Annotated in this window: 13 protein-coding genes; 2 read left to right on the top strand and 11 right to left on the bottom strand. The window is 61.6% G+C overall.

What is annotated here, in order from left to right:
• The coding region (locus BN1132_RS14045) for an HD-GYP domain-containing protein (protein ID WP_042078338.1) at positions 1-558 on the top strand (558 nt) is incomplete at its 5' end.
• A gap of 73 nt (positions 559-631) precedes the next feature.
• Here BN1132_RS14045 and BN1132_RS14040 read toward each other — a convergent pair.
• From BN1132_RS14040 to rplU, 4 genes are all read right to left on the bottom strand, one after another.
• Positions 632-2002, bottom strand: coding sequence for a YjiH family protein (locus BN1132_RS14040; protein ID WP_042078336.1), 1371 nt, complete (start codon positions 2000-2002; stop codon positions 632-634).
• A gap of 368 nt (positions 2003-2370) precedes the next feature.
• Positions 2371-3573, bottom strand: a complete 1203-nt coding sequence (gene cgtA, locus BN1132_RS14035; protein WP_042078334.1) for an Obg family GTPase CgtA — start codon at positions 3571-3573, stop codon at positions 2371-2373.
• A gap of 189 nt (positions 3574-3762) precedes the next feature.
• On the bottom strand, positions 3763-4020 hold the full coding sequence (rpmA, locus tag BN1132_RS14030) for a 50S ribosomal protein L27 (protein ID WP_010673199.1): 258 nt from the start codon (positions 4018-4020) through the stop codon (positions 3763-3765).
• Positions 4021-4037: 17 nt separating this feature from the next.
• On the bottom strand, positions 4038-4349 hold the full coding sequence (rplU, locus tag BN1132_RS19705) for a 50S ribosomal protein L21 (protein ID WP_005304210.1): 312 nt from the start codon (positions 4347-4349) through the stop codon (positions 4038-4040).
• A gap of 242 nt (positions 4350-4591) precedes the next feature.
• On the opposite strand from rplU, the gene ispB reads away from it, so the two are divergent.
• The gene (gene ispB, locus BN1132_RS14020) at positions 4592-5563 is read left to right on the top strand and encodes an octaprenyl diphosphate synthase (protein ID WP_042078333.1); all 972 of its coding nucleotides are present in this window, start codon (positions 4592-4594) and stop codon (positions 5561-5563) included.
• 67 nt (positions 5564-5630) lie between these two features.
• Here ispB and BN1132_RS14015 read toward each other — a convergent pair whose 3' ends face one another.
• The 7 genes from BN1132_RS14015 to mutL form a co-directional block, all read right to left on the bottom strand.
• Positions 5631-5819: a DUF2065 domain-containing protein gene (locus BN1132_RS14015; protein WP_042078331.1), complete on the bottom strand. Its 189-nt coding sequence runs from the start codon at positions 5817-5819 to the stop codon at positions 5631-5633.
• Between the two features lie 76 nt (positions 5820-5895).
• Positions 5896-6780 carry a protease modulator HflC gene (gene hflC / locus BN1132_RS14010; protein ID WP_042078330.1) on the bottom strand — a complete coding sequence of 295 codons (885 nt, stop codon included), beginning with the start codon at positions 6778-6780 and terminating at the stop codon, positions 5896-5898.
• A 3-nt stretch (positions 6781-6783) separates the two neighbouring features.
• Complete coding sequence (gene hflK / locus BN1132_RS14005; protein WP_042078329.1) at positions 6784-7935, bottom strand: FtsH protease activity modulator HflK; 1152 nt, start codon at positions 7933-7935, stop codon at positions 6784-6786.
• A gap of 92 nt (positions 7936-8027) precedes the next feature.
• Positions 8028-9314, bottom strand: a complete 1287-nt coding sequence (gene hflX / locus BN1132_RS14000; protein WP_042078327.1) for a ribosome rescue GTPase HflX — start codon at positions 9312-9314, stop codon at positions 8028-8030.
• 63 nt (positions 9315-9377) lie between these two features.
• Positions 9378-9641, bottom strand: a complete 264-nt coding sequence (gene hfq, locus BN1132_RS13995) for an RNA chaperone Hfq (protein ID WP_005304228.1) — start codon at positions 9639-9641, stop codon at positions 9378-9380.
• Between the two features lie 72 nt (positions 9642-9713).
• Entirely contained in the window at positions 9714-10631 is a 918-nt protein-coding gene (gene miaA, locus BN1132_RS13990; RefSeq protein ID WP_084202939.1) for a tRNA (adenosine(37)-N6)-dimethylallyltransferase MiaA, read from the bottom strand.
• 96 nt (positions 10632-10727) lie between these two features.
• Positions 10728-12614: a DNA mismatch repair endonuclease MutL gene (mutL, locus tag BN1132_RS13985; protein WP_042078325.1), complete on the bottom strand. Its 1887-nt coding sequence runs from the start codon at positions 12612-12614 to the stop codon at positions 10728-10730.
• Between the last annotated feature and the right edge of the window lie 61 nt (positions 12615-12675).

The following is a 12675-nucleotide window of genomic DNA, read 5'->3' as shown; positions in this document are numbered from 1 at the left end:
GTTCACCTGATCCCCCGCCCTGCCCAGGACAACCTCGCCCGCCACAACCCCTGGGGCTTCAAGGTGCGGGTGCCCGCCCACCTCTACAACAAGGGCGAGCACTACAACCTCGCCATCGGCCGAGGCACGCTCACCGAGGAGGAGCGCTACAAGATCAACGAGCACATCATCCAGACCATCCGCATGCTGGAGCGGCTCCCCTTCCCCCAGCACCTTCGCAAGGTGCCGGAGATAGCGGGAGGCCATCACGAGCGGATGGACGGCACCGGTTATCCGCGCCAGTTGCAGGGGGTGCAGATGAGCATCCCCGCCCGCATCATGGCCATTGCCGACATCTTCGAGGCGCTGACCGCGAGCGACCGCCCCTACAAGTCGGGCAAGACGGTCTCCCAGTCCCTGGCCATCATGCAGAAGATGGTGCAGGAGCATCACATAGACCCGGCCCTGTTTGCCCTCTTCATCGAGAGCGGCATCTGGCGGGACTATGCGAAGCGCTTCCTCGCCCCCCAGCAGCTGGACGAGGCGGCCTGTCAGGCCCTGCTGGCGGAGGCGCACTGAGCCGCTCCAGCCCGCATAATCCCATAAAAAAACGGTCAACCCAGGTTGACCGTTTTTCGTGTGGGGCCGCCTCTTAGAACAGCAGGTGGGCGACGCCGGCGATCACCGGCAGGGTGATCAGGGTGCGCAACAGGAAGATGACGAACAGCTCCCACAGCTTGACCGGGATCTTGCTGCCCAGCAGCAGGGCTCCCACTTCCGACATATAGATAAGCTGGGTGACCGACATGGCGGCGATCACGAAGCGGGTGATGTCGCTCTCTATGGTGGACGCCAGCACCGCCGGGATGAACATGTCGGCGAAGCCCACCATGATGGTCTTGGACGCTGCTTCTGCCTCCGGCAGTTGCAGCAGTTCCAGCAAGGGAACAAACGGCGCCCCCAGCCAGTTGAAGATGGGGGTATGCTCCGCCAGCATCAGGGCACAGGTGCCGATCGCCATCACCACAGGCAGCACGCCGAACACCATGTCCAGGGCATTCTTCACCCCTTCCCGCGCCACGGCGCCCATGTCGGTCATGCTGTCGGCCTTGGCCAGGGCGCGCTGATAGCCATAGCTCAGCACGCTGTGCTGGTGGGGGATCGCCTCCTGCTTGCGGCACAGCGGGGTGCCGTCGCTGTAGACATCCTTCTTCCAGGAGAGCGGCGGCAGGCGCGGTACCACGATGGCCGCCACCACGCCGGCCAGGCAGACGGTGAGGTAGAAGGGCACGAACATGTGCTCCAGCTTCACCTGGGAGATCACCACCAGGCAGAAGGTGATGGAGACCGCGGAGAAGGTGGTGCCGATGACGGCGGCTTCCCGCTGGGTATAGAACTTGCCTTCATACTGCTTGCTGGTGAGCAGGATGCCGACGCTGCCGTCCCCGAGCCAGGAGGCGAAGCAGTCCACCGCGGAACGCCCCGGCAGGCGGAACACAGGGCGCATGATGCGGGTCATCATGGTGCCGACGAACTCCAGCAGGCCGAAGTCCAGCAGCAGCGGCAGCAGCAGGCCGGCGAAGATGAACACCGAGAACAGCACGGGCAGCAGGTCGTGCAGCACCAGGCCACCGGTCGCCCCGGAGCGCAACGCCTCGGGACCGGCCTCGAAGAAGGTCAGCAAGACGAAGATGCCCCCCAGCACCCGCACGCAGGCCCAGAAGGGGGAGACGTTGAACAGGCTGTTGAGGAAGGGGCGCCTCACCAGGATCGCCGGCTTGAACAGCCAGGCGACCAGGGTCATCAGCATGGTGGTGGTGATGATGGCGCTGACCATGGCGACCAGGTGGTCGGCAAACACCGTCTGCACCAGCTTCGCCAGCACGGCCACGGGGATGGTGACATTGCCGTCATAGATGACCGGGGTCATGAACAGCAGGATCCCGATGAGCGACGGGATCAAAAACATCAGCACGTTGCGGCGAGTGCGGATCGCCGGTGCCTCCAGGGTCTTTTCCAACATGATAGACAACCTTAAATGTGACTTTTCCTTCAGCCAGGCCACCTGCATATCCATGCCCTCACCCGGCAAACGGGCGCAAGAATAACGCAAAAAACTGCACAAACAAGCTTTTAATACATTATTTCAGGCATAAATATTTTATCAGGTGAACCATCCATAAGAACAAACCAAAACAGTCATGCATATCAATTCATTTTTGATGGTTAGCATAATGTTTCATACAGGTTAAGTTCAGGTGCGCAGTATAATGGGTTGCGGCCGGCAGGCAATAAATGACATGAGAAATATATCTATAGGGTGATCCCGTCGATCCTCCCATAAAAAAACCGGAGCCTGTCAGGGCTCCGGTCTTGTCACGAGAGAGAGGCTCAGTCGCGGACGTAGATCACTTCGACGCCGTCGTCGTCCTCATCGTCCCAGTCATCGTCATCCAGGCTGTCATCAAAGGCCTTTGAAGCCGCCAGGGCGTCGGCTTCCGCCTTGGCCAGCTGGTTCTTGTGGTAGTCGTCCCACTTGAACTCCACCTTCTCGATGGCTTCCCTGGCATCCTCCGCCAGCTGACGGGGCATGGTGTCCAGCAGATCCAGGATGTCGTAGCACACCTTCTTGGTGCCTTCCTTGCTGATGGCGGTGATGGCGTAGACCGGACCTTCGTGGTTCAGGGCAGCCTTGACTCTGTCCATCACTTCCTGAGCCTCTTCTTCTAGGATCAGGTCCATCTTGTTGAACACCAGCCAGCGCGGCTTGCCCGCCAGCTCGGGACTGTATTTCTCCAGCTCCCGGACTATGGTGACGGCGTTCTCAGCAGGATCGGAGCCATCCACCGGGCAGATGTCCACCAGGTGGATCAGCACGCGGCAGCGCTCCAGGTGCTTGAGGAAGCGGATCCCGAGGCCGGCGCCTTCGGCGGCCCCCTCGATCAGACCCGGAATGTCGGCGATGACGAAGGAACGGGAGTTCTCGCCACGCACCACGCCGAGGTTTGGCACTAGCGTGGTGAAGGGGTAGTCGGCCACTTTCGGACGGGCCGCGGAAACGGCGCGGATAAAGGTGGACTTGCCCGCATTGGGCAGGCCCAGCATGCCGACGTCCGCCAGCAGCAGCAGTTCCAGCCTCAGGGTGCGCACTTCACCCGGAGTGCCATTGCTCTTCTGGCGCGGCGCCCGGTTGACCGAGCTCTTGAAGCGGGTGTTGCCAAGGCCGTGGAAGCCGCCCTTGGCGACCAGCAGCTTCTGATCATGGCTGGTCAGATCCCCCAGCAGCTCGCCGGTATCCTCGTCGGTGGCGCGGGTCCCCACTGGCACGCGCAGGATCTTGTCCTTGCCGCGACGGCCGGTACAGTTGGCGCTCTGGCCATTCTCGCCCCGCTCGGCGGCGTGGAAACGCTCGAAGCGGTAGTCGATCAGGGTGTTCAGGTTTTCATCGGCAACCAGATAGACGTCACCGCCGTCACCGCCGTCACCGCCATCCGGGCCACCGTTCGGGATGTACTTCTCGCGGCGGAAGCTCACACAACCGTTACCACCGTCACCGGCATCGACTCGAATCTGGACTTCATCAACAAACTTCATAGGTAACCGTCACCTTAATTCGAAAAACCGATACGCAATTATAGTGATACGGGCCCCTTCGGGCGAGGCGCATCTGGCCGATGAGGCCCGTCTGCGCCGGCTCATCCGCGTGCCGTTTTTTCGTCAAACTCATCAGAAAAACAAAAGCCCCGCCAGGTTGGCGGGGCTTCGGATCCTTGCGGTCCGTAATTACTCAGCAACGATGCTGACGTACTTACGATTCTGCGGACCTTTAACTTCGAACTGCACTTTACCGTTCGCGGTAGCGAACAGAGTGTGGTCCTTGCCCAGACCAACGTTCTCACCAGCGTGGAACTTGGTGCCGCGCTGACGAACGATGATGCTGCCAGCCAGAACTGTTTCGCCGCCGAAACGCTTCACGCCCAGGCGTTTAGCTTCAGAATCGCGACCGTTGCGGGATGAACCGCCAGCTTTTTTGTGTGCCATCTATCGGACTCCTCTAATTAAGCGCTGATGCCAGTGATTTTGACTTCAGTGAACCACTGACGGTGGCCCGCTTGCTTACGGTGGTGCTTACGACGACGGAACTTGACGATAGTCACTTTCTCGCCACGGCCGTGAGCCACAACTTCAGCTACAACCTTGCCACCTTCAACGAAAGGAGCACCTACTTTGAAAGTGTCGCCTGCAGCAACCATCAGCACTTCGTTGAAGTCGATGGTAGCGCCAGTCTCAACGTTCAGCTTTTCCAGACGAACGATTTGACCTTCGGCCACACGGTGTTGTTTTCCGCCGCTTTGGAATACCGCGTACATTTGATTAACTCCGTAAAGGCGTGTCTTTTGCTCAAGGCCAGACACGCGCAAAAACCTATAACAATGGGCGGGCATTCTACGCAGAACGATTTGCCGAGGCAAGGCCAATTTAGCAAAAAGTTTATTTTGTGCGCATATCTGCCGCCGTGAATAAACGCCTAACTGTAACCCATTGTGAAATCGTGTAGAATCCCCGCCATTGCTAAAAACGCAGTAAATGCTGCCGTCACGTTACGAGACTTATGGACCAACAGACTATCCGTGCGCTCTGTGCCGCCGACATGACGGCGGTCAATGAACTGATCCTGGCGAGGCTCCAGTCCGATGTCAGCCTGATCAACCAGCTGGGTTTCTATATTGTCAGTGCCGGCGGCAAACGGATGCGCCCCATGCTGACCGTGATGGCCGCCCGCGCCCTGGGCTACGAGGGTGAAGACCACCTGAAACTGGCCGCCATCATCGAATTCATCCACACCTCCACCCTGCTTCACGACGACGTGGTCGACGAGTCCGACCTGCGCCGCGGCCGGGAGACCGCCAACGCCCTGTTCGGCAATGCCGCCAGCGTCCTGGTGGGCGACTATCTCTACAGCCGCTCCTTCCAGATGATGAGCGAGCTCTCCAATCTGAAGGTGATGGAGATCCTGTCGGATGCCACCAACACCATCGCCGAAGGGGAAGTGCTGCAGTTGATGAACTGCAACGATCCGGACACCACGGAAGAGAGCTACATGACGGTCATCTACTGCAAGACCGCCAAGCTGTTCGAGGCCGCCACCCGCCTCGCCGCCGTGCTGACCCATCAGCCCGCCCCCATCGAACAGGCCATGACCGACTACGGCAAGTATCTTGGCACCGCCTTCCAGATCATCGACGACGTCATGGACTACTGCTCCCAGAGCGACGAGATGGGCAAGAACGTGGGCGACGATCTGGCCGAGGGCAAGCCGACCCTGCCGCTGCTGCGCGCCATGGAAGTGGGTACCCCGGAAGAGCGCCAGCTGGTGCGCGACGCCATCGAGCACCGCAACGGCATGGATCACCTGGAGCGCATCCTGGCCATCCTGGATCGCACCGGCGCCCTGGAGTACTCCCGCGAGCGGGCCCGGGAAGAGGCCGACAGGGCCATCGCCGCCATCGCCATCCTGCCGGATTCGCAGCACAAGCAGGCCCTGGCCACTCTGGCCCACATGGCGGTACAACGCAGCGCCTGAGTCGAGTTGCGCATCCATGAAAAAAGAGGCCATTGGCCTCTTTTTTCATGCTCTATCGTCGGGGCGGCTAGTGGCCCAGCACCCAGAGGATGACGGCCCCCGCCACCACCAGACAGCCGCCGATGCGGCGCAACTGTTCAGGCGGCTGATCGCTCAGCAGCCGCAGCATCTGCTGCCAGGCCTTGGGCACCAGCAAGGGGCCAAGCCCTTCGAACAACAGCAACAAGCCCAGACCCATCAGGATGGATGTCAGCATCCCTCCTCCTCATGAAATAGCCTCACCATGGAAAAGGGCCTGAATGCTCAGGCCCTTTGCGATCACCACTCGGTGCTTACTGATTGTCACCGTGCGGCGACTTGAGGTAGCGGAAGAACTCGCTGTCCGGCTTCAACACCATCAGGTCGTTGCCACCGGCAAAGCTCTTGCGATAGGCCTCCATGCTGCGCACGAAGCTGAAGAACTCCGGGTCCTTCTTGTAGCTGTCGGCGTAGATCCTGGCGGCCTCGGCATCCCCTTCACCGCGCAGCTGGCGGGCGTTGCTCTCGGCATCCGCGATCATGACGGTCACCTTGCGGTCGATGTCGGCGCGCAGTATCTCGGCCTGCTCGCGGCCCTGTGAACGGTGTTCACGGGCGACTGCGGTCCGCTCGGCCCGCATCCGCTGATAAATGGAGCTGGAGACTTCCACCGGCAGGTTGATCTGCTTGATGCGCACATCCACTACCTTGATGCCGAGCTCGGAGGAGCGAGCCATCTTCATCAGGGCATCTTCCATCACGGTACTGCGCTCGCCGGAGACGATGTCCTTGATGGTGCGGTTACCGATCTCGGAACGCAGACCGTTGTTGATCTTGCGCTTGAGCAGGTCTTCGGCCTGGATCTTGTTGCCACCGCCGGTCGCCAGGTAATACTTGGAGAAGTCCTCGATCTTCCACTTCACGTAGGAGTCGATGATGAGGTCTTTCTTCTCGGAAGTGACGAAGCGGTCCGCCTGGCCTTCCAGGGTCTGGATGCGGGCATCCATCTTGCGCACCTGGTCGATGAGCGGCACCTTGAAGTGCAGGCCCGGTTCATAGAGTCGCGGCTCACCGGAGTCGACCCGCTTCACCTTGCCAAACTGCACCACTATGCCTTTCTGGCCTTCATCGACGATGAAGACGGAAGAGAAGCAGACCATGGCGGCCACAGCGATGACACCAATAGCTATTTTCTTCATCTATCAGTTTCTCCCTGAGCTGAAACGGTCACCGCCACGGAGCGGGGTCGGCGTGGAGTTGGCCCCTTCGTTGGACGGCGGGGTCGGCTCGACTGCCGGGGTGCCGGCCGGACGCGCCGGTTGCACGGCATTGGCCTTGCCAGAGAGCTTGTCGAGCGGCAGATAGATCATGCTGTTGTTGCCGGCCGGCATGTCCACCACCACCTTGCTGGTCTGTTGATACAGCTCTTCCATGGTTTCCAGGTAGATACGATCACGGGTCAGCTCGGGGGCAGCCTGATACTGGGGCAGCAGCTCGTTGAAGCGGGCCACTTCACCCTGGGCCTTCAGCACGATCTGGGACTTGTAGGCTTCGGCCTCCTGCTCCAGACGCTTGACCTGGCCGCGGGCCTTCGGCTCCACTTCGCGGGCATAGGCTTCCGCTTCACGGATGAAACGCTGTTCATCTTCCTGGGCGGAGATGGCGTCATCGAAGGCGTCCTTCACCTCTTCCGGCGGACGCGCCGGCAGGAAGTTGACGTCGACGATCTGCAGGCCCATGTGATAGGGCTCGATGATGCTGTCGATCACCTGCCAGGTCTCCTGGCGCACCTTCTCACGGCCGGTGGTCAGCACGTCGTCCATCCGGGTGTGGCCCACCACGTAGCGCAGGGCGCTGTCGGTGGCCTGACTCAGGCTCTCGTCGGCGTTGGTCACGCTGAACAGGTACTGCTCGGGATCGACCACGCGATACTGCACGTCCATCTCGACCCGCACCACGTTCTCGTCCTGGGTCAGCATGAAACCGGAGGCCGGCAGGGAACGGACGGACTCCACGTCCACCGGAATCACTCGATCAATGAAGGTAGGCTTCCAGCGCAGGCCCGGATCCACGTTGTGGGAGTACTCGCCAAAGCGCAGCACCACTCCCCGCTCTGCTTCGCGAATGGTGTAGAAGCCGCTGACGACCCACACCACCACGGCCACCACCAGCGCGATGGAGAGGCCAAATTTGCCCACGTCACCACCACCGGATTTGCCGCCACCGAGCAGGCCGCCGAAACGACGGCTCACCTTGCGCAGCATCTCGTCCAGATCAGGGGGCCCCTGATTCTTGCCGTTGTTCCCCCAGGGGTCACGGTCTTTGCCATTGTTACCAGGCTCATTCCAAGCCATCAGCGTCTCCATTAATACATGCGGATGGATATCATCTCTATCGGGCCACAGAGGGCGATGAAATCAGCAAACCATTTATGTTCATCGACCCATCAATGCCTGATAAAGCGTTGTAAACTCTCACCTTCTTGTTTCATGAGGCGGTTCCAGTCGGCCAGTTGCAGGCGCACCTCCAGGACAAAATCCCCCTCCTCGCTGAAACCTTCCTGCTCGATGCCCTTGAGCCGATAGAGCGCACTGCGCAATCTCGCGGCCGACGGCGGCAACTGCAGGGTGTGATGGACCATGGAGCCGGCCAGCAGTTCGGTCAGGGCCTGGAACAGGCATTCGCTGCCTTCCCCGGTCTGGGCCGACAGCCAGACCCGCACCGGACGCCCTGCCTCATCCCGCTCAAGACCGGCCGGGCGATCGCTCAGCTTGTCGATCTTGTTGCAGATCATCAGCTGGGGACGGTCGTCCGCCTCGATCTCGGCCAGGACTCGCTGGACCGAGTCGATATTCTCCTGCATCTGCTCATCGGCGCAGTCCACTACGTGCAGCAGCAGGTCCGCCTCGCGGGTCTCCTGCAGCGTCGCCTTGAAGGCCGCGACCAGATCATGGGGCAAGTGCCGAATAAATCCAACTGTATCCGCCAGGATCACATCACCCACATCCTGGATCACCAATTTACGCAGGGTGGGATCCAGGGTTGCGAACAATTGGTCGGCAGCATACACGCTGGCATCTGTAAGTTGGTTGAACAAAGTGGATTTTCCGGCGTTGGTGTAACCCACCAGCGAAACGGTCGGCACTTCGTTGCGGTTGCGGGCGCGTCGTCCCTGTTCCCGCTGCTTGGCCACCTTGTCGAGTCGGCGCAGAATCGCCTTGATGCGCTCGCGCAGCAGGCGGCGGTCGGTTTCAAGCTGGGTTTCACCCGGGCCGCGCAGACCGATCCCGCCCTTCTGTCGTTCGAGGTGGGTCCAGCCTCGCACCAGGCGAGTGGAAAGATGGCGCAACTGGGCCAGTTCGACCTGCAACTTGCCTTCGTGAGTGCGGGCGCGCTGGGCGAAGATATCGAGGATCAGGCCGGTCCTGTCCACCACCCGGCACTGGAACAGACGCTCCAGGTTGCGTTCCTGGGCGGGGGTCAGGGCATGGTTGAAGATGACCACATCCGCATCCAGCATCTGGACCTGGGACGCGATCTCTTCTGCCTTGCCACTGCCGACAAAAAATTTGGCGCTGGGTGCACTGCGACTGGTGGTGATCACCGCCAGCGCATTGACCCCGGCCGAGCTCACCAGCATCTTGAGCTCGTCCAGATCCTCCCGCTCCCCCTCATCGCTGAAGTTGACATGTACCAGAACGGCCTGTTCACCAGCTTCGTAACGGTCAAACAAGCGCTTGCTCCTTGACAGGTATCATGATGGATCTGAGTTGGCGAGTGAGCTCGCCGCGGGATATCACGCCTCGGCTTCACCCTGCTCTTCACCGGCGGCGCCCTGGGCGTGCTGGTGGTGGTTGACGGCACGGGCCGGCACCACGGTGGAAATGGCGTGCTTGTAGACCATCTGGCTCACGGTGTTCTTCAGCAGAATGACAAACTGGTCAAACGATTCGATCTGACCCTGCAGTTTGATGCCGTTCACCAAATAGATAGAAACAGGAATCCGCTCACGGCGCAGCGCATTCAAAAACGGGTCTTGGAGAGATTGCCCCTTAGCCATCTTTCTTTTCCTTATAGTTTGTTGTTTTTAAACACCGGATATTCAATATAACAACCTGATTATACAGGAGTGTCAAGCCGGACCAGCTCGGGCGACGACCCTTGCCAGATTGTCAGACTCACCAGATTCCAACCAGGTCACATCAGACCAACCGCGCAACCAGGTCATCTGACGCTTGGCCAACTGGCGGGTGGCAACAATGCCGCGATAGCGCATCTCATCATACTCTACTTCCCCCGCCAGGTAGTCCCACATTTGGCGGTAGCCCACACAGCGGATGGAGGGAAGATCCGGGGTGAGATCCCCCCGCTCGTACAGCGCCCTCACCTCCTGCTCGAAACCGCTCTGCAGCATCTTGTCGAAACGCTGTTCGATGCGCTGGTGCAGCACGGCGCGATCCTTCGGGGCGATGGCAAACTGTGCCACCCGGTAGGGCAGCCCCTCCCCCTGCACCCGGGTCAGCTCGGTGAGGGTCTTGCCGCTGATGCGGTACACCTCGAGCGCCCGACTGAGCCGCTGTGGGTCATTGGGGTGGATGCGGGCCCCCGCCACCGGATCGATGCGCACCAGCTCGTCGTGGAGCGCCTGCCAGCCGAGGCGGGCCGCCTCCTCCTCGATGCCGGCCCGCACGGTCGGATCGGCTGACGGCAGCGGAGAAAGTCCCTCCAGCAACGCCTTGAAGTAGAGCATGGTGCCGCCCACCAGCAGCGGAATGCGGCCGCGGTCGGCGATCTCTTTCATCTCCCGCAGCGCATCGCGGCAAAAATCCGCCGCCGAATAGCTCACGGCGGGATCCAGGATGTCGATCAGCCGGTGCGGCGCCAGGGCCAGCTCGGCGGCGCTCGGTTTGGCGGTGCCGATATCCATGCCGCGATAGATGAGCGCGGAGTCCACGCTGATGATGTCGCAGGGCAGCGCCTGGCACAGTTCGATGGCGAGATCCGTCTTGCCGGAGGCCGTGGGCCCCATCAGAAAAATTGCAGTCGGCAAGTCAGCCACGTGAAACACTCCCCTGGCACGGTCGCCCCATCGAAGGCGCACCGGCAAAAAACTGGTCAATAAATGCAAGCGACGGCGGGCTAATCCTCAATCGCCTTCGGTAAAGGCGGCCAGCACGCTCGCCAGCGACAGCGGGCGCACCAGGCGCACGTCTGCCAGTTGGTCACTGAAATCGGCAACAAGTTCCGTCAGCAGCCGGTTGGCGGTGGCAAAATCGTATATTTTATCGGCACTTATGCCTTGCTCCACCAGCCATTGGCATAGTACCCCAGCCTGCTCGCCGGCATCACTGTCAGATCCGCTCTCGATCAATTGCAGCAATTCGGGTAAGAGGCGCACCAGATCGGTCTGGCGCAGCAGGGCGGGCACCCGAGTCAGGATCATGGTGTCGCGTCCGCCGCTTTTCAACTCCAGCCCCATGCGTTTGAGCAGGCGCTCCCGCGCCTCCACCAGGGCGACGAGGTGTTTCGGCAGCTTGAAGGAGACCGGCAGCAGCAGAGGCTGGGCTGCCAGCCCCTGGCCCCAGGCGTCCAGCAACCAGTGGCGCAGCAGCAGGCGCTCCGCCCGTACCAGGGAGAGCAGCGCCAGCTGGCCGCTGCGTTCCAGCAGCAGATAGGCCTGTTCCACTAGGGTCAGGGCGCACCACTCCCCAGAGCGTGCGGCCACGGGAGACATAGCGGGGCTCTCGGTTCCGGACAGGGGTTCCGGTGTCGCCACTTCCGGCAGGGTGGTGAGCAGGGCTCCCATGCTCCGCATCGCCGCCCGACTCGGGGGCTCGGGGGGCTGGTAGTTTCCGCCTCTGCCGCCACCGCCTTCCCGCACGGCGCCCTCGTCCCTCGTCTGGGCGGGGGCCCGGTAACTGTGCTCGGCGCCATACCACTCGGTGCGCGGCGCCTGACCGGGATAAGTGACCTCCGGGCTGCCAGGCAGCTCGACCAGGGTTTCGGCCAGCGGCTCCTCGGTGGCCGCGCCGACCCCTTCACGGCGCAGGGCGGTAAAGAGCGCCTGGAAGATGAAGTCGTGGATGAGGCGCGCCTGATGGAAGCGCACCTCGTGCTTGGCGGGGTGGACGTTCACGTCCACCTGACGGGGATCCAGCTCGATGTAGAGCACATAGGATGCGAACCGGTCGGCCGGCAGCAGTTCGTCATAGGCCTGCCGGATGGCGTGGTTGATGAGCTTGTCGCGCATCATGCGGCCGTTGACATAGGTGTATTGCAGATCGTTTTGCGGCCTGGCGCCGGCGGGCGTGGCCAGCCAGCCCCAGAGCCGCACGTCGCTATGTTCGCTAGACACCGCCAGGGCGTGGTGCATGAAGGGAGATCCGCAGACGGCGGCGAGCCGGCGCTCCTGCTCCGCCACCGTGTTCGCGGCCTTGTACTGGCGCACCACCTTGCCGTTGTGGCGCAGGATCAGGGTGACGTCGAAACGGGAGAGCGCGATGCGCCGCACCAGCTCGTCGATGTGGGCAAACTCGGTCTTTTCGCTGCGCATGAACTTGCGCCGCGCCGGGGTGTTGAAGAAGAGGTCCACCACCTCCACAGTGGTGCCCACCGGGTGGGCCGCCGGCTTGACGGTGACGCTCATCTCGCGCCCTTCCGCCTGGGCCTGCCAGGCTTCGGCCTGCTCCGCCGTGCGGGAGGTAAAGGTGAGGCGAGCCACCGAGCTGATGGAGGCGAGCGCCTCGCCGCGAAACCCCAGGCTGTTGATCCCTTCCAGATCGTCCAGGGTGGCGACCTTGGAGGTGGCGTGGCGCGACAGCGCCAGCACCAGCTCATCCCTGGCGACGCCACAGCCGTTGTCACGGATGCGGATGAGCTTGGCGCCCCCCTTGTCGATGTCGATCTCGACCCGGTCGGCCCCCGCATCCAGGCTGTTCTCCACCAGCTCCTTCACCACGGAGGAGGGCCGCTCCACCACCTCACCGGCAGCAATCTGGTTGGCCAGAATCGGCGGCAATATACGGATTGGCATCGCGTACTCCTGAAGGTTGAGGGTGTGAGGGGATGGGCTTGACACCATGAACATTCGCCGC

It is taken from the genome of Aeromonas sanarellii, from assembly GCF_000820085.1.
In the GTDB taxonomy this organism is placed as follows: domain Bacteria; phylum Pseudomonadota; class Gammaproteobacteria; order Enterobacterales; family Aeromonadaceae; genus Aeromonas; species Aeromonas sanarellii.
This window is presented reverse-complemented; position numbering and strand designations above follow the sequence as displayed.